The organism is Methanobacterium sp. (genome assembly GCA_012838205.1).
Classification (GTDB): Archaea; Methanobacteriota; Methanobacteria; order Methanobacteriales; family Methanobacteriaceae; genus Methanobacterium.
The window spans coordinates 35,745-57,739 of sequence record DUPR01000027.1 but is presented as its reverse complement, the minus strand read 5'-3'; the positions used below and the strand labels follow the sequence as shown (position 1 = coordinate 57,739).

Annotated in this window: 21 protein-coding genes and 1 tRNA gene; 3 read left to right on the top strand and 19 right to left on the bottom strand. The window is 37.1% G+C overall.

What is annotated here, in order from left to right; genetic code table 11:
- Positions 1-33: 33 nt before the first annotated feature.
- From GXZ72_04425 to GXZ72_04395, 7 genes are all read right to left on the bottom strand, one after another.
- Entirely contained in the window at positions 34-957 is a 924-nt protein-coding gene (locus GXZ72_04425) for a UbiA family prenyltransferase (protein HHT18785.1), read from the bottom strand.
- On the bottom strand, positions 887-1,717 hold the full coding sequence (locus tag GXZ72_04420; GenBank protein HHT18784.1) for a winged helix-turn-helix domain-containing protein: 831 nt from the start codon (positions 1,715-1,717) through the stop codon (positions 887-889). The genes GXZ72_04425 and GXZ72_04420 overlap by 71 nt, the downstream gene beginning before the upstream one ends.
- Positions 1,718-2,172: 455 nt before the next feature.
- On the bottom strand, positions 2,173-2,322 hold the full coding sequence (locus GXZ72_04415) for a hypothetical protein (protein ID HHT18783.1): 150 nt from the start codon (positions 2,320-2,322) through the stop codon (positions 2,173-2,175).
- Between the two features lie 171 nt (positions 2,323-2,493).
- A complete protein-coding gene (locus tag GXZ72_04410; GenBank protein ID HHT18782.1) occupies positions 2,494-3,114 on the bottom strand; it encodes an endonuclease III in 621 nt (206 codons plus the stop codon).
- A gap of 116 nt (positions 3,115-3,230) precedes the next feature.
- Positions 3,231-3,698, bottom strand: coding sequence for a GTP-binding protein (locus GXZ72_04405; protein HHT18781.1), 468 nt, complete (start codon positions 3,696-3,698; stop codon positions 3,231-3,233).
- 385 nt (positions 3,699-4,083) lie between these two features.
- The gene (gene aroA, locus GXZ72_04400) at positions 4,084-5,472 is read right to left on the bottom strand and encodes a 3-phosphoshikimate 1-carboxyvinyltransferase (protein HHT18780.1); all 1,389 of its coding nucleotides are present in this window, start codon (positions 5,470-5,472) and stop codon (positions 4,084-4,086) included.
- A gap of 33 nt (positions 5,473-5,505) precedes the next feature.
- Complete coding sequence (locus GXZ72_04395) at positions 5,506-8,238, bottom strand: valine--tRNA ligase (protein ID HHT18779.1); 2,733 nt, start codon at positions 8,236-8,238, stop codon at positions 5,506-5,508.
- Between the two features lie 371 nt (positions 8,239-8,609).
- Here GXZ72_04395 and GXZ72_04390 point away from each other — a divergent pair, with 371 nt between their 5' ends.
- Positions 8,610-8,966 carry a hypothetical protein gene (locus tag GXZ72_04390; GenBank protein ID HHT18778.1) on the top strand — a complete coding sequence of 119 codons (357 nt, stop codon included), beginning with the start codon at positions 8,610-8,612 and terminating at the stop codon, positions 8,964-8,966.
- A gap of 194 nt (positions 8,967-9,160) precedes the next feature.
- Positions 9,161-10,828 carry a phenylalanine--tRNA ligase subunit beta gene (locus GXZ72_04385; GenBank protein ID HHT18777.1) on the top strand — a complete coding sequence of 556 codons (1,668 nt, stop codon included), beginning with the start codon at positions 9,161-9,163 and terminating at the stop codon, positions 10,826-10,828.
- 26 nt (positions 10,829-10,854) lie between these two features.
- On the opposite strand, the gene GXZ72_04380 is transcribed toward GXZ72_04385, so the two are convergent.
- The 9 genes from GXZ72_04380 to argB all read right to left on the bottom strand — a co-directional run bounded on the left by GXZ72_04380 (position 10,855) and on the right by argB (position 18,426).
- Positions 10,855-11,301: a hypothetical protein gene (locus tag GXZ72_04380; protein ID HHT18776.1), complete on the bottom strand. Its 447-nt coding sequence runs from the start codon at positions 11,299-11,301 to the stop codon at positions 10,855-10,857.
- Positions 11,294-11,701 (bottom strand): YjbQ family protein, encoded by a 408-nt coding sequence (locus GXZ72_04375; GenBank protein ID HHT18775.1) that lies wholly within the window; start codon positions 11,699-11,701, stop codon positions 11,294-11,296. The genes GXZ72_04380 and GXZ72_04375 overlap by 8 nt, the downstream gene beginning before the upstream one ends.
- A gap of 124 nt (positions 11,702-11,825) precedes the next feature.
- Entirely contained in the window at positions 11,826-12,299 is a 474-nt protein-coding gene (locus GXZ72_04370; protein HHT18774.1) for an aspartate carbamoyltransferase regulatory subunit, read from the bottom strand.
- A 243-nt stretch (positions 12,300-12,542) separates the two neighbouring features.
- Positions 12,543-13,751, bottom strand: coding sequence for a preprotein translocase subunit SecD (locus GXZ72_04365; protein HHT18773.1), 1,209 nt, complete (start codon positions 13,749-13,751; stop codon positions 12,543-12,545).
- On the bottom strand, positions 13,748-14,587 hold the full coding sequence (locus GXZ72_04360) for a protein translocase subunit SecF (GenBank protein ID HHT18772.1): 840 nt from the start codon (positions 14,585-14,587) through the stop codon (positions 13,748-13,750). Before GXZ72_04360 ends, GXZ72_04365 begins: the two co-directional genes overlap by 4 nt.
- A gap of 168 nt (positions 14,588-14,755) precedes the next feature.
- On the bottom strand, positions 14,756-15,250 hold the full coding sequence (locus tag GXZ72_04355) for a flavodoxin (GenBank protein ID HHT18771.1): 495 nt from the start codon (positions 15,248-15,250) through the stop codon (positions 14,756-14,758).
- A 173-nt stretch (positions 15,251-15,423) separates the two neighbouring features.
- Positions 15,424-16,434: an N-acetyl-gamma-glutamyl-phosphate reductase gene (locus GXZ72_04350; protein ID HHT18770.1), complete on the bottom strand. Its 1,011-nt coding sequence runs from the start codon at positions 16,432-16,434 to the stop codon at positions 15,424-15,426.
- Between the two features lie 376 nt (positions 16,435-16,810).
- Positions 16,811-17,464, bottom strand: a complete 654-nt coding sequence (locus GXZ72_04345; GenBank protein ID HHT18769.1) for a DUF166 domain-containing protein — start codon at positions 17,462-17,464, stop codon at positions 16,811-16,813.
- An 80-nt stretch (positions 17,465-17,544) separates the two neighbouring features.
- Positions 17,545-18,426 carry an acetylglutamate kinase gene (gene argB / locus GXZ72_04340; protein ID HHT18768.1) on the bottom strand — a complete coding sequence of 294 codons (882 nt, stop codon included), beginning with the start codon at positions 18,424-18,426 and terminating at the stop codon, positions 17,545-17,547.
- A 266-nt stretch (positions 18,427-18,692) separates the two neighbouring features.
- Here argB and GXZ72_04335 point away from each other — a divergent pair, with 266 nt between their 5' ends.
- Positions 18,693-19,448 (top strand): hypothetical protein, encoded by a 756-nt coding sequence (locus GXZ72_04335; GenBank protein HHT18767.1) that lies wholly within the window; start codon positions 18,693-18,695, stop codon positions 19,446-19,448.
- A gap of 22 nt (positions 19,449-19,470) precedes the next feature.
- Here GXZ72_04335 and GXZ72_04330 read toward each other — a convergent pair whose 3' ends face one another.
- The 3 genes from GXZ72_04330 to GXZ72_04320 all read right to left on the bottom strand — a co-directional run bounded on the left by GXZ72_04330 (position 19,471) and on the right by GXZ72_04320 (position 21,200).
- On the bottom strand, positions 19,471-20,163 hold the full coding sequence (locus GXZ72_04330) for a hypothetical protein (protein HHT18766.1): 693 nt from the start codon (positions 20,161-20,163) through the stop codon (positions 19,471-19,473).
- Between the two features lie 297 nt (positions 20,164-20,460).
- Positions 20,461-20,814 (bottom strand): winged helix-turn-helix transcriptional regulator, encoded by a 354-nt coding sequence (locus GXZ72_04325; GenBank protein ID HHT18765.1) that lies wholly within the window; start codon positions 20,812-20,814, stop codon positions 20,461-20,463.
- A gap of 314 nt (positions 20,815-21,128) precedes the next feature.
- A tRNA-Gln gene (locus GXZ72_04320) sits at positions 21,129-21,200 on the bottom strand.
- Between the last annotated feature and the right edge of the window lie 795 nt (positions 21,201-21,995).

Genomic DNA, 21,995 nt, shown 5'->3' with positions numbered 1-21,995 from the left:
CAATTTTAAGGGTATGTTGAAATTAACTGCAATTTACAGATATTGGATTGAAGTGTAAGTTGCTAAGCTTATGAAAACCAGAAATATCCATTCTCCATCTACTAATAATTCCATTCTAAGACGGTTATTGGTTTTATAAAAATAGATGATGTAGAGGTAACAGTAAATTAAACAGAATATTAAGGGCAGTGTAAGGGGTTTGAACAATCCGTAAGATACGCAGATCAGGATCAATATACTCATGGTAGAATTCAAGAAGAGAAGAAGTAGAATAGTTCTTTCAGGACCCACAACCACTGGTATAGTCTGAACTCCAATTACTTTATCTCCCTGATAATCGATCAAATCAAAAAGAACAGTATTAATAAAGCTTTTTATAAAAAAGAAGTAGAAAATAAACAGCATAACCTGAAAACTAGTTTTTCCATTAACTATGGGGAGAAATGTATTGCCTACAGTCCAGCTAAGTGCAACGATTATGCTTTTAACTGGAAAGATGTTCTTAAGTCTAGGTATATTTGGATGTAATTTTTTGCTGTACATTATTCCAGCTAATAGGGGAAATAAAATAATGAGCAAGACCTTCCAACCATAAAAACATCCGATTAACACTGCCAAGAAATAGGTTAACCCAGCACTGTATTTAAATAATGGTTTGTATTTCAAAATAAAACTGGTTCGTTCTGGATTGTTCAATTGGTCTTCTTTAATATCAGTTATTTTGTTTAAGCCGTAAACTGAGTAGATCACTAGGAATGTTGTAAATAATAGGGGATAAATCTGAGGAGTATTGTATAAAGAAAAAGAAAGATAGGTTTTAAAACAGCCACTGATGGCTATGAATAGGGAACTAGAGCTTATAATTATGAAAAAACGTCGTAAAAATTCATAACTGGAATTTCTGAGACTGGTTTCGATAATATTCAAATAGCTGGTTACCCCAGACAACCGCGTCATGATCATCACTAATCAGATCTTTGCTTTTATCATAATCTCCCTGTTCATAGAACAAGCCCAAAGATAAATATTTATCAGTGACAGTGAAAGCAATTCTCACCTCTGGATGGATAATCCCTATTTGAATGTTTTCTCGGGTCATAGAGTTTTTAAGTGCTTTTAAATTATCCGGGTCAATGTCTTGAATTATTTTTTGAATTACATCCTTGGTTAATAGGAGTTCTACATTGATATCATTTTCTAGTATTAAATGTTGGAATAGATCAATGTAATTAAAACGAAAAATTGATGAAACACCTTTAATATAGTTAGATTGTAGAATAATTTCCTGATATTTTTCATGAGGTTTGTAGATTTCTCCGGACTCGGATTCAACCAGGGATGAGTTGTATAAGTTTCCTATTTTTTTAATTAGTTCTGGGGGAATTGCAGAAAGGTCATGATTTAACCAAAACTTCTGGAATTTACTGATAACCCCAATTGTTTTCATATTCTCCTTTAGGTTGTAGGTTATCAAATTACCAATAGGGGTGAGGATGTACTTTTCACCATCTTTAGATGTGAAGTTCCTTTTTTCCAAGTTGCTAAGATTGTAAGATATTGTGGAACTGCTGATGCCTAATCTTTTTTTAAGCTGGCTCATGGTTTGAATGCCTTCACTTAAACAAATCAATATTTTAACCCTAACTGAAGAACTAGAAGTGTATTTTAGCAAATCCTTAATATCGTGATGTATATTAATATAATCCAGAGTAACCATGAATTACCTCCCTTAATATAATAAGAACAGTCCAAAACTGGTTTAAAGCACTTATTTTTTTGTAACATTACTATTCTAATAAATATTAATATAATAATAAATAAGTTATATTCTTTGTTGTTACGTACTTAATCCACATAATAAAATTTTTATAACATCTACTAACATGATGTTACATAATTTCTTATTGATTGTGTTTCAAAAATTGCATTAGTTACCATAATGTAGCTACTTTTAAAAGAGTCCGGAAAAAGATATAGGGTTCGTTTTGTATTCAAAATATGGAAATTCACCTAATAATTAGATATTTTTATAATAACAGATTAACGTGTGAGAAATTGATGAATTGATGTTGTAGTAGAATTAGAAAATAGTATTAAAAATTCATATTCCATAGGAAAAAAGAAAATAAGGGGTTACACTTATGTATCCATCTCTTCCACAGTTCCCACAAGTCAAAATTCCAGTACTTGCACATTTCGTACTTTTAACTGTCTTTGCCTCAACCCTTTCCTGAGTTGCGGTGGTTTTGTTTGCATCATCTGCAGCAAGTGCTTGGGTGGGTGTAGAGTTCGCTGGTTTTTCCCCACTGTCGTCTGTACCATACTATTTTTAGGCTGCTCATAGCACGATTCATAAAAATCTGTATTTACCAGTTTCTTTTAAATATTTATGGTTTAACCATTACATTTAGTTTTTAACCATTATGTTATAAAATAGGGGTAAATAAACTATTTAAAAAAAGGTTGTATTGAGAGGGAAGTTTATTGATTTGTTTATTCTTTAATATTCCCTTTTTTAACCTGGGTTTGGTAATAATCACAAAAATCTTGAAGTGGACATTCATCATGTAAGGGTGATTGGGGCCGGCAGATTGTCTGTCCAAATTGCACCATTAAATCGTTAAGCTCAATCCAGTACTCTTTTGGAACTAATTTTTCGAGTTCTTCCTCGGTTTTTTCAGGTTTTTGGGTGTTGACCAATCCTAAACGGTTACTTATGCGGTGAACATGAACATCTACTGGTATGGCTGGTTTTTGAAAGCCATAAACCAGTACACAGTTAGCAGTTTTACGTCCAACTCCTGGAAGTGCCAGGAGGCCTTTAATATCACTAGGAACCTTACCTTTGAATTCATCCAGTAGTATCCGGGAGACTTCCACAATCCTCCTGGCTTTAACATGGTAAAAACCAGCAGGGCGAATTAGGGGCTCCAACTGGGCAGGGTCAGCATTGGCTATGTCATTGATGGTTTTGTATTGGGAGAAAAGCTGTTCTGAAGCACGGTCAGTGTTGTCATCCCTGGTTCTCTGTGATAGGATGGTTCTAATCAACACCCGGTAGGGATCACCATCTTCAAACACCCTCAAATCATAAAGATTTTGAAGATTTTCCATAATTAGATCAATTGGTTTATCCAAATTAGAAGTAGTTTTAGTAGAATTAGAAGTCGGTTTATCAGAATTAGATTTGTTTGAATTTAATTTCTCAGAACTTTGATGGGGGGTGATGATTATCGCCCCGATTTAACCATTTCTAGAAGAACTCCCACTCCATCCATTATTCCTTGTCCTTCCTGGGCAATAGTGGGAATAATAGGGGCTTCACAATTCAATTCCAATTTATCGCGGTTTAAATCCTGTTTATTTGAAAAAACAACATAGGGAATTTGGAATTGATCCAAACGTTCTATGATCTCCTGATCCGTGGAGGTGATTCCATTACTGTTATCAACTACCAGTATAGCACCGTCCAAGCCCTCTGAGAGGATTTTGCGCATGAATTGAAAACGATCCTGACCAGGTGTTCCGAAGAAATGCACCTTTTCACCACTGATATGGGTACTACCATAGTCTAAACCAGTAGTAGTGCCATTATATTCAACCTTAGCCCTATTATGGCAGATCTGTTCTAAAGTAGTGGTTTTCCCAGAATTATAGGCGCCCATAACTACAATTTTGGTTTCCTTGTTTTTCTTCATTTTAATCCCCTGCAGATCCTGCGATATATTTACTTGCTAAATCAAACTCGATACTTTACTAATCACATTACAATGTTTTTTAGATTTGCATTCTCAAAACATGATTCGGTAAATTAATCATTAATTACTGTATTATTCATGGTCTCATATATAAGTATTTCCTTATTAGGGTATGGGTCATCATCTAATTATGTCATCCACCATCAGAGGGTATCCTCTAAAGGCTATCATCATCAACTGGTTTTGCATGATGATGTTCTTCATAGATTGGTATTGCATGGTGATATTCTAGAGTGAACAGTATTTTCTGATGTGATTGTTCACTAAAATACATCCCCTTTATGACTTTGTTGCAATGACTTGTCTGGAGATAAAAATTAGAGTTTTATAGTATTTTAACTGGACATCCCAGTTTCTGCATAACTTGTGGGAAGTTAGGGAAAGATACCTCATGTGCTGCTGCATCTTTAATGCGCATTCCCCCAGTAACTAAACCCACCAGTGTCAGGGCCATAACCAGCCTATGGTCGCCATGACTCTTCACCACACCTCCATGTGCCCCTCCACTAATAATAAGGCCGTCCCGTTTTTCTTTAAGTTTCACTCCGAGTTTTGACAGTTCAAGAGCCATGGTGTGAACTCGGTCTGTTTCTTTGAATCGTGCGTGTTCAACCCCTACTATGTGGCTTGTTCCCTGGGCCACACTGGCCAGAGCAGCAACTGTAGGAAGGAGGTCGGGGGTGTTTTCCAGATCCACATCAGTCCCCTGAAGTGACGTAGTAAAAAGTTCACCAGGGGGTAGGGAAGCGGCACTGGTTGCAGAATGCAGAGGGACACTCCCACCAGTTCCCTTGATTATAACATGATCGGTTTTTTGCTTAATATCAGCACCCATTTCCTTTAAAATATCCAATATCACCTTATCGCCCTGTTTTGAATCTGAAAAAAGGTTTTGGACTGTTACTTTTCCTTTGAGGATGGCAGCAGCAGCGATCAGGTATGATGCTGATGAATAGTCACCTTCGATGGTGTATTTTTGGGAATGGTAAGTTTGATTAGGGATGTGATACTGGTTTTCTTTTTCATGGTTGATCTTCACTCCGAATTTTTCCATGATATCCAGGGTCATGTCAACGTAGGGTCGGCTTTTAAACTCACCCACTACCTCTAGATCTACATGTGTCTGGGCGTAAGGTGCTGATAATAATATGGATGAGATGTATTGTGAACTCACATCACCCTTAATCTTAGTTTTGCCTCCTCTGAAACCATTTTTAACTATAATTGGAGGTAAACCGTCATCATTTTTTGAAAATGCTTCTACACCTAATGGTTTAAGGGAGTCTAGTAGATCTTGCATGGGACGTTTTTTCAGTGAATCATCACCAGTAAGCACGGTACGTCCTGGTGCTAAGGTGGCCATTGTTGTTAGAAAACGTAGGGTTGTTCCACTGTTTTGAAGATTCAACACCTTTCCTGGATTTTTGAACTTTCCACTGGTTCCATGGACTAGGCAATGGGTATCGTATTTTTTAACTTCACATCCCAATTTTTGGCAAGCATACAGTGTGGCAAGGGTGTCTTCTGAGTAAAGAGGGTCTTCCAGGCGAGACTTTCCCTGGGCAAGGCATGCTAATAAAATAGCTCGGTGGGTGTAACTTTTAGAGGGTGGTGCTTTTACTATTCCTTCAATTCTATCTGCCCTTTCCACTACCAATTCCACTGGATCACCATTTTCATTCTTAAAATCATATTTTTTCTTAAACTCATCCATTTTGTAGGGGGGTGGGGTGTTTTTATGGGGAGTTTAGATTACCAGTTCCACAACCAGGTCCAGTTTTTCCATGAGAATTAGGTCTACTTTTTCTCCAGTACTCCCTACCAATTCTTTCCTACTGGTGATGTGTTCAGTTCCAACCTTGGATCCTTCAATATCAATGTAACCATTTTCTGTAATTTTTTGTGCGATCATTTCCGGATCTTCTTCTTTTAAGTATTTTACAATTATTGGGGCTTGGCCCTTAAATTCTGGGCCTATTTTATCCATTCTGGGGGTAACTTCCACCACTATTTCACGGACATCTGGTTTTCCACGAGTTATCACAACATTTTCAATACGCATGGTCCCTTTAATATCCGATTCCAGCAAATCAAGATAATTGTAGACCTCTTCCGAAGATGTGTAGATGGTTGCTTTTTTCAAGGGAGTATTCAGGGGCATTTTTTTACTGGCCTTGAATCGTCTAAGTTGGCTAATTACATCCACTCCTACTTGGCCAACAGCCTCAAAAGACACGTCTAACAAGTTTTCTTGAACTTTTGGCCACATTTCAAGGTGAATACTCTTATAGGTGGGATTATCTGACTTCACACTTCTGGATTGGTTGTTATCATCTTCTTTTGCACTTCCAGCTTGGCTGTTGTTTTCAAGGTAATAATTTATTTCTTCAGTGAAATGGGGGGTGAAGGGTGATAAGAGTCTTAACGAAGTTGATATCACTGTTTTCAGGGTGTAAAGTGCTGCTTGTTTTGATTGACTCTCGTCATCTGTGTAAAGTCGGTATTTGACTGCTTCGATGTATTCGTCACAGAAGTCATGCCAAATGTAGGATTGGATACTGTTGCGGGCATGGGCGAAGTTGTACTCCTCCATGGCTTGGGTTACCTCCCCTACCAGATGGTTTAGGACGGATAATATCCATTTATCAAGAGGTTTTAAACTGTTTATTATGTTTTCATCATTTTCTTGTTGGTATCCGGCAAGGTGCATGTTCACGAAGCGGAAAGCGTTCCAAAATTTCCTTAAAAATTTGTATCCGTGCTGTACATCTTTCCAGGCGAAGGGCACATCAGAGCCTGGTACACTGTTAGCAGCCCACAGACGCAGGGCATCAGCCCCATACTCTTCCACCACTTCTTCGGGGATAATGACGTTACCTCTAGATTTACTCATTTTATGGCCGTCTTCTCCAAACACCATTCCATTGACCACCACATTTTCAAATGGGGCTTTTCCAGTTAGAGCTAGGCTACGTAGTATGGTGTAGAAGGCCCATGTTCGGATGATGTCGTGTCCTTGCTGGCGGATACTGGATGGGAATAATTCTTTGTATTCTGGTAATGGCCAGCCAGCAATTACCAGGGGTGTTATGGAACTGTCCATCCAAGTGTCCAGGACATCGACTTCTGGAGCGAAGTCTGTAGCTCCACATTGGCAGGGATTTGAAGGCTGAGTTTGTGTTGGGTCTATTGGTAGTTCCTCTTTTGAGGGTAACATGACTTTGCCGCAGGATTTACAGTACCATACTGGTATTGGTGTGGCGAATATTCGTTGCCTGCTTATGCACCAGTCCCAGTCCATGCTTCCCGTCCAGTTTAAGAGGCGGGTTTTCATATGTTCAGGCATCCATTCCATAGCTTGGGCTGTTTCTATGATCTGGGGGTTTAATTGTTTGACTGCAACGAACCATTGTTTTTTAACCAGGATCTCAATAGGTGTTTTGCATCGCCAGCACTGACCCACATTCTGGTCTACCTTCTCTTTTTTAGTGAGGAAACCTTCCTTTTCAAGGTCTTCTACTATGAGTTTTTTACATTCTTCTAGGGTCATTCCACAGTATTTGCCACTGACTTTTTGCATTATTCCTTGTTCGTTTATGGCTTCAATTATGTCTAGGTTGTAACGGTTTACCCAAGTTACGTCGGTTTTATCCCCGAAAGTACAGATCATAACTGCCCCGGTACCGAACTGAGGATCAACTTCTTGGTCGGTGATTATTTCAACTTCACGGTCAAAAAGGGGTACTTTTACTTTTTGGCCAGCTAGGTGTTGGTAGCGTTCATCATCAGGATGCACTACCACTGCTACACATGCTGCCAGTAATTCCGGCCGAGTAGTGGCTATCGGCACACCAGATTCATCATTGCTTGCAGGAAATTCGAGGTAGTTGAGGAAGGTTTCATTTTCCTGGTACTCAACTTCGGCAAAAGCAATGGCTGTCTCGCAGCGGGGACACCAGTTTACGGGGTGCACATCCCTGTAGATTAAACCATCATGGTACATCTGGAGAAAACTGGTCTGTGTTTTTTCCTGATACTCAGGGGTCATGGTCACATACTCTCGGGACCAGTCCTGGCAGTAGCCCATTCTCTGCATCTGTCTTTTCATACCCTGAATATTTTCACGGGTTAGCTCAATACACATCTTCCTGAATTCTTCCCGTGAAACATCATTCTTCTTGATATCATGGATCTCCTCAACTTTAACTTCAGTGGGCAGACCGTGGCAATCCCATCCCTGGGGGAAAAGAACTGAATATCCATTCATACGTTTCCAACGAGCTATCAAATCCATGTAAAGCCAGTTTAATACATGGCCTATGTGGATGGAACCAGTGGGATATGGTGGGGGGGTGTCAATAATATAACGTGGACGGTTTTCATCTGGATTAAAATGGTACAGATTAGTTTTTTGCCAATATTCTTGCCATTTAATTTCTTTTTTATGATGGTAGTCCTTGGGAACCTCAACTTCGTTCATCTTAGGTCTCCTCTTGGTTAGTGAATAATCATAAATTCTTAAATCTGCCAAACCAGTAAAAAAATTAATATAAACTTAATATACATCCTTTCAGGTTTGGTTTTATTAAAATTTTATTATATTTCTAAGTTTTATTAACTTTTGGATATGGTCTATTAGTAGGATATGAATTTCTGGGTTAAATAATATATTTCCAAGTAAAATATTTAATTCTAAGAATATCAATATAATAGACTATAATAGTTTAGAGTATAATCTTTTTAATATACAGTCACAATGGTTATACTTTAGGTCATTAAAAACATGGAATTACAATCTACGGAAATTAAATCCCCCATTTTTATTGGTTTAGATAAAAGGTGAAAATCAATATGGAAATGTTATGGTTCTACATTGCAGTGATCCTGGCAATCAGTGATGAAGTACACACCCAAATATTCTGGAAAATGTTCTTTGATTTTTATGTATTATTAGCCGGATTAATCCAGGAAATCTTGGATTCCAATATAGCATTGTGGATGGTTCATGAAGTTATGGAGGCAATTTTCCACTTTGTCTTAATATCTATACTTTTCTTATCAGTGGAGATAGGGTTTTTAGCAGCACTAATCCACCTGTTAGTTGACTTATACCATGAAGCTGCTGGGTTGGAGATGAACTCATTACAGCACCGAGCACTGCACTTCACAGTAGAGTCTATTTTCTTCATAGCCATATTTGGCTTGTGAAACACCTACAAAAAAATTTATACCATAAAAAAAATTCCGATATCAAGTCTTATATTAGATATAAGTAATTCTTGCAATAAAAATCAAAATAAATTAGACGGAAATAGTCATAGATTAAGCTTTTTAAAATATAATCCTAAAATTGAAATATTTTCGAAACAATTAAAAAAAAATGTTATAGAAGAGGAAAAGGTATGCCAGTTATAAAATTCACTTACACGGATCTGGGAGAACTACTAGGTCAAAATATTGGCCAAAAAGAACTCATTGACCTACTACCCATGATAGGGAGCGATATTGAAGATTATGATGATAACGAGGTTAAAGTAGAGTTCTTCCCCAACCGTCCAGATTATCTGTCTGTGGAAGGAGTTGCCAGAGCACTCAAAGGATTCCTGAAAATAGAAGAAGGATTACCCCACTATCACCTGGAAAGCTCAAACACCAGCATAACTGTTGATCCAGAATTAGAAGAGATCCGACCCTACACTGCATGTTGCCTGGTGAAAGGCATTCATCTTACTGAAGATAAGCTACGCCAACTCATGGACTTCCAAGAAGACTTGCACTGGGTTTTAGGTAGGGATAGGAAAAAAGTAGCAGTAGGTATTCACAACCTTGATGTTCTCCAGGGACCTTTCCGTTATTTAGCTTGCCACCCTGATGAAGTGTCCTTCGTACCCCTGGAAATGGATGAACCAATGACCCTCAGGGAAATACTCACTGAACACAAGAAAGGACGATCATACGCCCACCTAATAGATGAACACGCTAAATATCCAATAATTATGGACTCTGAAGATAACATACTATCAATGCCTCCGATCATCAATGGAGAACTCACCAAACTAACCACTGAAACACGAAACCTCTTTGTGGATGTAACTGGAACTGATCAACTGGCAGTGGAACGCACCCTAAATATAATTGCCACCAGCTTCGCAGAAACCGGTGCCCAGATACAGACAATGGAAAACATATACAAAGATGGAACCCTCACTAGACCAGACTTAACACCCAAAAAGCGCATGGTAAGCGTGGAAAAAGCTGAAAAGATTATAGGAATATCTTTATCTGCAGACAAAGTGGCGGATGCTCTGAAAAAAGTTCGCTTCGATGCAGAAGTCATTGACCAGGACACAGTTAAGGTGATGATTCCTGCCTATCGAGTTGACATTCTTCACGAAGTGGATATAATTGAAAACGTGGCAATTGGCTATTGTTTCCGTAAGATAAAACCAAAATTACCCCAAGTGGCCACAGTAGCCCGGGAAGATCCTTATCATAATTTTGATCAGAATGTCCGGGAAATCATGAATGGACTGGGATTTTCTGAAATAATGAGCCTAATGCTCACCAACGAAGAAAACCACTACCAAAAGATGATGATCCCGGAAACTCAGCGGGTGGAAGTTGCCCAGCCAATCAGTCAGGACAGGACCATGATCCGTCAAAGCCTGTTAAATGGACTTCTAGAATTCTTTGAGGATAATAAACACGAAGAATTGCCCCAGAAAATCTTTGAAGTGGGGGAAACTGTTTATCTGGATGAGGAGAAGGAAACCCGGACCGTGGGTGTAAAGAAAATGGCGGCAATGATCACCCATTCCCAAGCTAATTTAACTGAGATCAAATCAATCACCCATGCCCTGGTTAGCAATTTAGGCTTGGAAATGGTTATTGAAGATCTGGATCAGCCCACATTCATTCCGGGGCGATGTGCGTATCTTACGGGTGTTAAAAAGGGAACTTCTGAGGTGTGTCTAGAGGGGTTCTTCGGTGAAATAAATCCTCAAGTCATTAGGAACTTTGAACTAGAGTATCCTGTGGTAGCAGTGGAGGTTGCGTTTAAGGGTTTTTGATTAAACCCTATTGGGAACTTTTTAATTTAAAAACCCCTAATAAAACAAGCCTTAATTTTTTTAAGTTTTTCTCCCTGCACTATATAATAATTTTTGATTTCAAATTCTTTGGCTGCTTCCATAATCTGCAAACCTAACAGATTAGCTTCCAAGGCAAAATGGACATCATCACTTTTTTCAAATGCCTTATGAACAATCTTGGTAACTTTCGAATATGCCAATTTTAAATCATCAAGTGGTACATGATGGTAGCTTACCTTGAAATTGGCAGGTAGATTCAAACCAGAAATTAACAAGCCCAAAGGTTTTTTACTGAGATTGTCTTCATGGATCAACAACAATTTCTGGGAGCATGTTTTTGAAATCGCATCTTCTAAAAGTGAATTAGTTATGTTGGCTATGAGAATTGTGTTCATCATATTTTTTTTTATAGTTTTACGGTACCTGAAAATAAAGGTTTTTTCACTAACCAATCACTGTCACTGTTAAGTTTCGCTGCCTTGGACCATCTAATTCAATGAAAAAGATACTCTGCCAAGTTCCCAGCATCATCTTACCATTTTCAACTGGGACGGTCTGGCTTCCTCCCAATAAAAAGCCCCGAATATGACTATCTGCATTGTTATCAATACGATCATGCTGGTATCCAGCACCTTGTGGAATGACCTTTTCCAACGTTAATTTGAAATCTCTTACTAAACCAGATTCATTTTCATTAATAACCACTCCAGATGTGGAATGGGGGCTGTAAACATTTAAAAGTCCCTCTTTAATGCCACTGCGTGATAAAATTTCGGAAACTTCAGTGGTGATATCCTTTATTTCTACCCTCTTCTGGGTGTTGATCTTTAATATTTCCCGTGCTTTTTCCATTAAAATCCCCCTCACACTTTTTTTGGGAACAAACCCATTTTTAAGTGATTTCTTGCAAGCAGTGATCCTATCTGAGTATTTTTGGATTAAGGGTCTATGGATTCTTAAAGTTAGCAGTTCTTATCTAAAATAGTTGGAATTGTGTATCAACATCACTCTGGTCCATCATCCGTTCACAGTAGTAGCAGCGAAGGATTAATGGTTCATTATTCAATACTATGAAGCGTGTTTTGACTGGTTCATCAGTGTTAGTAATGCAGTTAGGGTTTGAACAGCATATTATATTCTTAATTTCATCTAAAAGGTTGACTTTTCCTTTTTCAACAATTTCGTAGTTTCTAATAATGTTTATAGTGGCATGAGGTGCGATTAGGGCTATTTCATCTACTTCTCTTGAAGCCAGTTCCCTGCCTTCGATCTTAACAATATCCTTACTACCCATCTGACTGGATTCCACATTCATGGCCAAGGTCACACCAGTCTCTTGACTAGGCAGTTCCAATATTTTAAGGACTTTTAAGGCATTATTCGCACTAATATGATCAATAACTGTGCCATTTTTAATGGGTTTTACCTTCAATTCCTTAGGAGTTTTCATGTTTCACCCTTAACAAGTTCTTGAAGTAGATTATTCTGATAATATTTTATAAGATTATCCATTATTGATGATGAAATTTTTAGGATAAACTTGTAATAGACTGATATTTTAAAAAAAATATTCACAAAAATTCCAGAAGAGAATACAGAATTATTTTTTAAAAATAATTTAAATACATTCAATTTTTAAGACAAAACACCAAAAAAAGGGAGAAATGTTGGAATTTTTAAAAAAATAATTCCATCAGCGTTTATCCAGCACCATTTCAATAAACTTAGCATAAACTGGTCTGGTGATGAATATTCCAACTAAAACTCCGATTATAGTGGTGAATGCAAAACCAGATAGCACACCTATACCAGTGGCTCCTCTGCTAAACCCAATGTATGCTAGTGGTAGCATGGCTGCGACAAGAGTACCGGCAGCAGCAAATATGACAAAGAAAGCCTTTTTTATCTGAGACCGTACTCCGCCGATTCTTTTTTTCTCCTTAAACCCTTTAAGCACCTCATCAGTGATGATGATCTGATCATCAACTCCAGTTCCAATAGCCGCAATTATACCAGCAATAGCTGCCAAGTCAATGTTCCAGTGAATCACCGCGGCAGTACCTAAAATCAGAATGAGTTCGGCAATGCTGGTCAACATTATTGGAACAATTAGTATGATCTTTCGGTACTTTAGCATGATTATTCCTGAAATAACCACCAATGCTAACAAGCCAGCTATCAGAGCACCATGAATAAACTGATCACCTAGTTCTGCGGAAACACTGCTGACACCCACAATTTTAACTTTAACTGGCAGTGCACCGGATTGTAAGAGTGTTTGAATACTTTTAGCCTCTTTCACTGCTTCTTCCTTGGTTGGTGATCCTCCACTGATCTCCACAGTTGTGGATGCTTGACCAGTGGCCAGTCCTGGGGAAAGTTCAGGGGAGGTTATAAGTTGATCATCCAGATACATTTCAACAGGAACACCACCCTGGCCCTTAGCTATATTAGCAAAACGTTTAGCACCTTCCAATGATACTGTGAAAGGAACACGCCATTGGTTCCCGGTTACTTGGAATGGTTGTACATTGGTAATGTCTGAACCCACAAGGGCTGTTTTATTTTTGATTTTTGCTTCGAATTTACCATGAGTTCCCACAATTTTTGCCACATCATCGGGTTGTACTCCGGCAATTTCAACGATCACATTTTGATTCCCACTGGAGTAAACCTTCACATCTTTAACACCGAAAATGTTCAACCGTTTATCCATAACTGCAGTAACAGTGTTCATAGTAGCACTATCTACAGGCTTTTCCAGTTGAATCTGTATAACTGACCCGCCTTTAAGATCTAAACCCTGTTCAATCCCAAAAAAGGACATGGCAGCTATGCTCCCAATAATCAGCACGATAAGTAATATAACTCGTTTATCTTTGAGAAATTCCTTGTACTTCATTTTCGTGCCTCCAAGTACCATCTAAGTATGCCAAGGTTCATTAGCCAGGTGGTTAAAATATCCGCAGTTAAACCGATAATAAGCACAGCAGCTATATCTGCCAAAGTCTGAGCTGAGGGGATTAGGAAAATAACCACCAAGTATAGGGTGACCATGGAACTAATGGATGTTACAGCCATGGTCAGACCAGTTTTCATTGCAGTAATAGCTCTTTGTGTAATTGTTCCTTCCTTTCGTTTCAGGATTCTGGTGGTTAACAGGATATCAGTATCTACACTGTAACCAATAAGCATGAGTATGGCACCCACAGATGCAACTGAAAGCGGGATTCCGAATAAGCTCATTCCCCCAATGGCAATGATAATATCTGAAAGTGCAACTGTGATAACTGCAATACTGGGAACGAAGTCACGGAAAATTATAAACACAGTTATACTCATAAAGATGAATGCAAAGGCCAGAGCATAATAGATCTGGGTCATTGATTCTTTACCCAATACTGGACCCACTGATCTGTAACTGGAGATAGTTCCAGTTCCCTCCAGAACAGATGATAATTCCACCACATCCACATTGCCTGCAATCTCTACAGTAGCCTGATTTTTACTAACCATAACATCAACTTGTTGATTGGAAATACCATCACTAATTAAAGCTTTTAGTTCACCTTGACTTATTGGCTTTTCCAAATGTACAACAACTGTTGTTCCACCTTTTAATTCGATACCCTCCTCCAGACCAATGGTAAGTGCCAATATAATGGCTATGATGGTGATCACCACTGGAATGATGATGAGGGGTTTGTATGATTCTAGAAACCGTTCATAGTTTATCAAACAGATCACCAGTTTTTCTATTTAAGAAATTAAATCAATTTTTTCATATTTGTAATAGTTTGTTTTCGATATATCAATTTAATTTAACATTAATAACTTGATTCATTATTACTAGTTTGATTTAAAATTGTATAGTGTTATATATATTATTAAGTGTTTTCTGGCTTATCAGATTCCATATATGTGAAGATCTTCTTCTTGGACGATTTTTGCAACATCATCCACTAGTTCTTCAATTTTTTTACCACCAGTTTTCACTTGGAAAGATTTAATCATCCTGCCACCCCGAGGCTCTATTTTTTCTCTGATTCTCTCAATCACCTTCTGACCACCAGAACTGCCCATAGTAGCAAACAGAATAACATCTTTACCCTTAAAATCGCATTGGTCAATAAGGGTGATAATAGCTGGTGCAGGTTTACTGCCCCAAGTAGGACTTCCAATATAAACCAGATCATAATTGGATAGATCCACAGTTTCAGGTTTGATTAAAGTTTTCTGCTCACGAAATGCATCCACTGAAGCTTTTAAATAGTTCAATGGACCGTTTCGTTCAGTCAAGTCAACTATTTCAACTGTGTCAGCATTAATTTCCTCAGCCAGAGTTCTAGCTACCAGTGCTGTTTTCCTACTTCTTGAATAAAACAAAATAATAGTTTTCATTTTTACCTCAACCAATTAATAGTTCTGGTGCGTTTTTTTTAGAAACTAGGGGTTCATTTAAGAATAAATCTATTATTAGAAGATTATTATAAGGTTCACACTAATTTTTCATGTATTCTTTTCATAAATCCTTATAATCTTCATAAAATATGTGGATCAAAGTTTATAAAACTTTAGGGATGTAAACCCACAGCTTCCAGGGACATTGTCTCGGCAAACCCACACATCAAATTCATGTTTTGAACAGCCACGCCTGATGCACCCTTAACCAGATTGTCAATTGCAGAAATAATTACTAATCTGCCGTTTTCATCAATTTCAAATCCACCTATGTGGCATAGGTTAGACCCGCGAACAGAACTGGTTCTTGGAACTTCCGACACATCCATCACCCGAATGAAAGGTTCATCATTGTACTGTTTTTGGTAAAGCCCAAATACTTCATCAGGTGTAACTTCAAGATGTGGGAAACAGTGTAGAGTTGTTATAATACCTCGGATAACTGGTACAAGGTGGGGTGTGAATGAAACTCGCACATTTCCATATTTTCTGAGTTTTTCCTGGATTTCTGGCATGTGACGATGGTTGGTTAATGCGTAGGGCACTACATTATCACCAATATTGGGGTAATGGGTGGCTGGAGTGGGGTTTATACCAGCACCACTCACACCACTTTTAGAATCAGCAATAATAGTGTCCACTAAGCCGTTTTTCACAAGAGGTATTCCAGCCAGTATTGCACCAGTCACATAACATCCTGGATTTGCAACCAGGTTTGCATTTTTGATTTTGTCCCGGTACATTTCAGGCATTCCATAAACAGCTTCTAAGGGTTTTTTATGTTCCAATCCGTACCATTTCTCATAGACGCCAACATCATCGAATCGGTAATCCCCACTTAGATCAACTACTTTAATCCCCTTTTCCACCAGTTCAGGGACTATGTTCATGGAAGCACCGTGGGGGGTGGCAGTGAATGCTAAGTCAACATCCAAGTCTGATGGGGATTGATTAGTGAATTTCAAATCCATGTCATGCAAGTGGGGATGTATCTTACCTATAGGGGTGTCTGCGTACTGTCTGGAAGTGGCAGCCACAACTTCCACTCCACTATGAATTTCAAGGAATCTTAAAAGTTCGCCTCCAGTGTAACCACTGGCTCCAATAATTGCTACTTCTAACATATGTCTCACATTCATTTCTTAGTTGGGCTGGTTATTAAATTATTTCCATTCACTGAGATTTCTATTAATTGAGAATACTAAGCTCCTTGTTCACTTATTATTTTTAAGGGGAGGCACAATTGAGATACGCATAATAGATTTTAATTTTTGATCTAATCCCCACATCCAACTCATATTAGCCTATAGAATCATTATCATTACCCTAATTTTTCCATGATAAGTCTACCAACTATAAAAAAGTTGCATGATAAGTCTACAAACTATAAAAAAGTGTGATTCCGGGATATATGCATGATTTTTTTAAAAAAAATTTAGGATCCAAATTAATTAATTTCAAAAAAATGAGTCAATATTGAAAATGATTTTCGTATAAAAATTAATCAGAATGATCATCTTCTAAAGCATCTTCAAAGGCATTTTTATGTAAATTAGCGGCCATCTCCCTTTTAGATTCATCATCAGTGAAAAGTCGCATCCTACCAGCTCTGCAAGGGTAATGTTGTATTTTGAGTCCTACTTTAATTGGTAAATTGGTGGTTGATTCTCCGGTAACTGCCTCAGCCACAAATTTAGTGCTACCACAGGGAGCACACCTTAAAACCTCCACATCAACTACTTTATCCCCTTGACAGTTAACCCTGACTTCTGGTTTCCCAAACACAGAAACAAACTCATCAAAAGCAGCATTACCATTCTCAGTAAGGTCGCACATGTTTTCAGGACACGTGACATTACCATAGCTTTCTAACTGGTTTTTAAACCATTCACCTTTCCAGGCGCCTACAATGATCCATTCCACTTTATCATGAAGGGCTTCAACCAAGTCAAGGGCCAGATCAGGATGTAAAACATAGCTAAGAATAAGATCAAACTTTTCCAGCTTATTGATGATCTCTGGTGAAATATCAATTTCATCCATAAAGGCAGAACCTGGTGGATCTATCAAGATATACTCAGAGTCAAATTCTTCTTTAATTGTTTCATAAGCCCTTTCACCATAAGAATCATCAGTTATGATTGCTACTCTCATATTAAAAAAACTCCATTGGATTTGGATAAATTATTTACTCGTTTTTCATCAGATGCTAAACAATATATTCAGTATGTGGTTTATTTGGTAATCATGGTGCCGATACCCTGTTTAGTGAAAATCTCAAGGAGTATGCTGTGTTTTATCCTTCCATCAATTATATGTGCCGATTTAACTCCATTTTCCAGGGCACTGATACAAGTTAAGACCTTAGGTAACATACCGTCTTGCACTGTTCCATCTTCTATGAGTGTTAAAACTTCTTTTATATTGGTTTTTTTAATAAGACTATGGGGATCTGAAGAATTTCGAAGAATGCCTGGGACATCGGTGAGTATGATGAGTTTCTCAGCACCAACCTCCCCAGCCACTTCGCCAGCCACAGTATCCGCATTTAAGTTTAAGGTGTTAGCCTTATCATCCACCCCAATTGGGCTGATTACGGGTATGTACTGGTTTTCAGTTAAAACTTCCAGGATTTCGGGGTTTATAGATTCAATTTCTCCCACCAGTCCCAAGTCAACCATTTGCTCCTCACCAGTATCCTGGTTTACAACAACTTGGGGGGAACGTTTACGAACTTTTAATAGTAGGTTATCTTCCCCAGATAATCCAACACTTTTACCACCGTGCAATCCAATGTTGGCCACTATTTCCGTGTTGATCTTCCCTACTAGGACCATTTTCACAATGTCCATGGTTTCCTGATCAGTTACACGCAATCCTCCAATAAATTTTGGTTCCTTACCTAGTTTGTTCATGGAACGGGATATTTCAGGACCCCCTCCATGAACTACTATAGGGTCCATGCCTACATATTTGAGTAGTACGGTGTCACGGGCTGTGGAACTCTTGGCATCTGAATCGATCATGGCATGGCCACCGTACTTGATCATTATCTTTTTCTGGTGGAATTTTTTAATATAGGGAAGGGCTTCAATAAGAATATTAACTGTTTCCATAAAAACACCTTGTTAATTAGTTTTTGATAAATTAATATAAAATTTCTGAATGTAATTAGCATGTTTTTTTTTTATTTTGCCTTTTTTTATAAACCTTGATAGATTTTTCCAAACTCAATGCTATTTTAATAGTTAATTTATATCTTCTCAGATATTATAGGTATTGTTCAATTATTCACTAAGCATTTACCATCTTATTTTCTCCAATATCTAAATCAAACTGTGAAATAGTAACTAAATTAAATGTAGGGGTGAATAATAATAACATGGCAGATTATAAGGTGCAATCGGAGGGAGACAATGATGATTTTGTTTACACCCGGTCGTTTCGAAAGATATATAACATGTTTCGCAGTTTAAAAAACCAGAAAGGAAGATTTGTATTAATTACAGGTAGTCCTGGGACTGGTAAGTCTGCTAATATTTACACTGCTTTGAAAATTCTTGATTTAAATGTTTATGATCCCACACTTTTTTTGGATGACCCAGATATGAGTTCTTCTGAGGTTTTCAGTGAATTTTACAGGACACTGAGAAAAGATCTCGGTGTTAAAACCAATGAAGAAGTTTACAAGAAAGTGCAAGAATATGATGTAGTTTTATTAGCAGATAAGATTTTAGACTCAGAATTCATTGATCAAGATAAGGTTGGATTGAGCTTATGGTCATTGAATAAAGGTTTTGATACTTTCCCCTTCTATTTTGGTATATTAATGGAATATTTTAAGCATAAGAATGATCTTACCCAGGTAAATGTCGTAATTCAAACTGCCTTCGTTTTCAGGTTTAAGGGTGTTAAATATGATATTTTAACTGATTTTTTCATAGTTTCACAGTTTATTGTTTTTATTTTAAACCTGTTTTTTGATGTAATACGTATTTCCTATTCTAAGGAGGAAACCCGAGAGATTGTGAAAAAGAACTTCAAAGTTGATGATAAACAAATCATGTTATATATTGAGGAGTATGGTTGCAAACCTCGGGTTATTTTTGAAAAATTGGAAAAAGAGTTAAAAAAATAGGAATAATATTGTTTTTATATTCCTATCTGAAGTCGATCATTCCCTGCTGGTAGAAGTTCTGAAGTTCAGTATAGTGTGTTAACTCGTAATTAGCATAGGGGTCTTTAAAGTAGGGTAAAACCATGCCTCTTAATGTGTATACATAGGCGGGTATGATTCCATATTGTTTCCTCACTATATCAAAGAATAATGGGAATCCGCAACCCTGAGCAATCATAGGGTTGTCTTTACGGGCCGTACCATGCCAATACATGGGTATAGGTCCTTCCTGCCCATTTTCCCTGGCAACACCATAAATATAGTCTAAAGCTTCATCGAGGGTGTTGAAAACGATTCCATCACTCTTATATTTATATCTACCTTCAGGGGCGCCGAATAATGCTATCTGTAATGAATCCCAGTAGTCAGTATCACCTACTGCACCGGTTCCCTGGGAGTCAATGAAGGCCAGTTCAAGGATCTCTATATCTCCCTCTTTGTAGTTACGGTAGTTAGAACTACCAGCAAAATGCACTACTAGTACTGATTTAGAATTATGTTCTTTGGCGAATTTGGCTAATAATTGAGAATGCAAGTGTCCCGGATACATATCGGGATTGGCGACTTTCACAAATGATAGCCTACCTTCGGGGGTGATTGGACCATTTACTGTTGATACATAGGCGTAACCTACTATTAACAGGATAACAGCCAGTACAACTAACGACCATCTCATTATATTATATCTCCTGCTGAAATATCATTTTCATCTGTTTATTGTATTCAATTGTTGGGGGTTGTTTTTAGTATATTCCACTAAATTCATAGTTACTTTAATAAATCAAGTTTTTTTTTAATTTTTAAGTTCTGAAATAATATCTTATTAACCATATCCGATAGTATATGGTCTGTTCCCCCTAAAAATTTTAAAATTATCATAAAAATTGCTGGTACTTTATTCTGTTATATCATTGTTTTTTTTTATTCTAATAAAACTTTTTTTGCTAGGTTATTCTGTTAACAACGGTTTTTTTTATTTTTCGGCAAAGCTGGTTCCCATTTTTATCATATCTATAATTTCATCATTCGATAGTGAGTAATAGGTCATTTTACCTTCTTTCCTGAATTTTACCAAGTCTTTATCTCTTAGCAGTCTAAGTTGGTGAGAAACTGCTGAATCTGTTATCTCCAGAACTGCGGCTAAATCGCAGACACAAATCTCTGTTTGAGTTAAAGCATAGAGTATTTTGACTCTAGTAGGGTCACTGAGCACTTTGAAATGATCGGAAATGAGTTGAAATGTTTCATCTTGAAGCATTTGTGATTTAACACCCCTCACTGAGTTTTCATTGATACATTGGAAATCACAAAGTTCATCATCATTCATATAGATCCCTTTTTTTGCTTTATTTTTACAATATAATACTTTACTTAAATTATCATTAATATAATATATACTTAATTGTTCAAGTATTCATTTATTATTAATTGGCATCTTTTTTTTAAAAAACCATAGCTGGATATAGTCTGTATATATTAAAAAAGGACTTATCTAAATAATTAATACACGGCGTTATTGGACTATAACTAGCTTTAACAAGAATTTATGGCAAATATTTTTATTAAATATGAGAATTACTGTAACATGCTCAAAATGAGAAACCTAAGAAATAATTAGGCTGTTTATGGGATGAATAAAGATAGTCCCTAGCGGAGTCGAACCGCTGTCGCGAGATCCAGAGTCTCACATGATTGCCACTACACCAAGGGACTAAGGGAATAATTTTAACCTTTTACAATATAAACTTTTAGCCCTTCAAACCCACTTTCAGGAACAGGGTATTGATTCTTTTCAATTCCTTGAAAAAGGTTTTCAATGTTTTAATTTATCTACAAACATGTTTTTTCATTTTGATTAATCGAAAAAAGACCTAGTTCTAATAATATACCCATGTCAATATCTTTTCACCATTATTGCTGGTGGGTTTAGATTATTTCAATGATTTTGTTGATACTAGTTACATTCCTTTTTAGGGTTAATATCAAAAGACTGCACTATGGTAGTGGAGTGATTAAAATCTATTTATAAAACACAGTAAGAATATTAAACAAGATATATCCCAGAACTTAGGAAATATTATGCAAGTTATACAATGATAAATAAACTTTTTTTAATGATTTAGCCCAAGGTAAAAGTGATAATGCTACATTAGAATGATATTTGGATATTTTTTATTATTAATCAGATTTTTTTATGAAGTTTTTTTGGGCAGGGTATCATGAATATTTTTGGTTTTGCTCATCAAAAATATTAACTGTGGAAAAAATTTTTAAACATGAATTTTTTTGTTTAAAGTGCTTAATATTCTAATATAAATTTTTATAGGTCTCCGAAACCTATATAAAGGATGTTATATAAGTTTAACTTGCAAATACTTTATTAAACCACGATCAATGGAGAAGCAATAGCAATATTACTAATTGCCTCCCTAAATTTATGCCCGCAGGACCCAACCAAAACTCCCCATTCAAATAATCCCTGCGGGGTTCTCCATTGATAAATGACTA

Excerpts from the sequence above, each read along its gene's own strand:
- GXZ72_04425 (HHT18785.1), bottom strand. The coding sequence starts at position 957 with ATGACGCGGTTGTCTGGGGTAACCAGCTATTTGAATATTATCGAAACC.
- GXZ72_04420 (HHT18784.1), bottom strand. The coding sequence starts at position 1,717 with ATGGTTACTCTGGATTATATTAATATACATCACGATATTAAGGATTTG.
- GXZ72_04415 (HHT18783.1), bottom strand. The coding sequence starts at position 2,322 with ATGGTACAGACGACAGTGGGGAAAAACCAGCGAACTCTACACCCACCC.
- GXZ72_04410 (HHT18782.1), bottom strand. The coding sequence starts at position 3,114 with ATGGAAAATCTTCAAAATCTTTATGATTTGAGGGTGTTTGAAGATGGT.
- GXZ72_04405 (HHT18781.1), bottom strand. The coding sequence starts at position 3,698 with ATGAAGAAAAACAAGGAAACCAAAATTGTAGTTATGGGCGCCTATAAT.
- aroA (HHT18780.1), bottom strand. The coding sequence starts at position 5,472 with ATGGATGAGTTTAAGAAAAAATATGATTTTAAGAATGAAAATGGTGAT.
- GXZ72_04395 (HHT18779.1), bottom strand. The coding sequence starts at position 8,238 with ATGAACGAAGTTGAGGTTCCCAAGGACTACCATCATAAAAAAGAAATT.
- GXZ72_04390 (HHT18778.1), top strand. The coding sequence starts at position 8,610 with ATGGAAATGTTATGGTTCTACATTGCAGTGATCCTGGCAATCAGTGAT.
- GXZ72_04385 (HHT18777.1), top strand. The coding sequence starts at position 9,161 with ATGCCAGTTATAAAATTCACTTACACGGATCTGGGAGAACTACTAGGT.
- GXZ72_04375 (HHT18775.1), bottom strand. The coding sequence starts at position 11,701 with ATGGAAAAAGCACGGGAAATATTAAAGATCAACACCCAGAAGAGGGTA.
- GXZ72_04370 (HHT18774.1), bottom strand. The coding sequence starts at position 12,299 with ATGAAAACTCCTAAGGAATTGAAGGTAAAACCCATTAAAAATGGCACA.
- GXZ72_04365 (HHT18773.1), bottom strand. The coding sequence starts at position 13,751 with ATGAAGTACAAGGAATTTCTCAAAGATAAACGAGTTATATTACTTATC.
- GXZ72_04355 (HHT18771.1), bottom strand. The coding sequence starts at position 15,250 with ATGAAAACTATTATTTTGTTTTATTCAAGAAGTAGGAAAACAGCACTG.
- GXZ72_04350 (HHT18770.1), bottom strand. The coding sequence starts at position 16,434 with ATGTTAGAAGTAGCAATTATTGGAGCCAGTGGTTACACTGGAGGCGAA.
- GXZ72_04345 (HHT18769.1), bottom strand. The coding sequence starts at position 17,464 with ATGAGAGTAGCAATCATAACTGATGATTCTTATGGTGAAAGGGCTTAT.
- argB (HHT18768.1), bottom strand. The coding sequence starts at position 18,426 with ATGGAAACAGTTAATATTCTTATTGAAGCCCTTCCCTATATTAAAAAA.
- GXZ72_04335 (HHT18767.1), top strand. The coding sequence starts at position 18,693 with ATGGCAGATTATAAGGTGCAATCGGAGGGAGACAATGATGATTTTGTT.
- GXZ72_04330 (HHT18766.1), bottom strand. The coding sequence starts at position 20,163 with ATGAGATGGTCGTTAGTTGTACTGGCTGTTATCCTGTTAATAGTAGGT.
- GXZ72_04325 (HHT18765.1), bottom strand. The coding sequence starts at position 20,814 with ATGAATGATGATGAACTTTGTGATTTCCAATGTATCAATGAAAACTCA.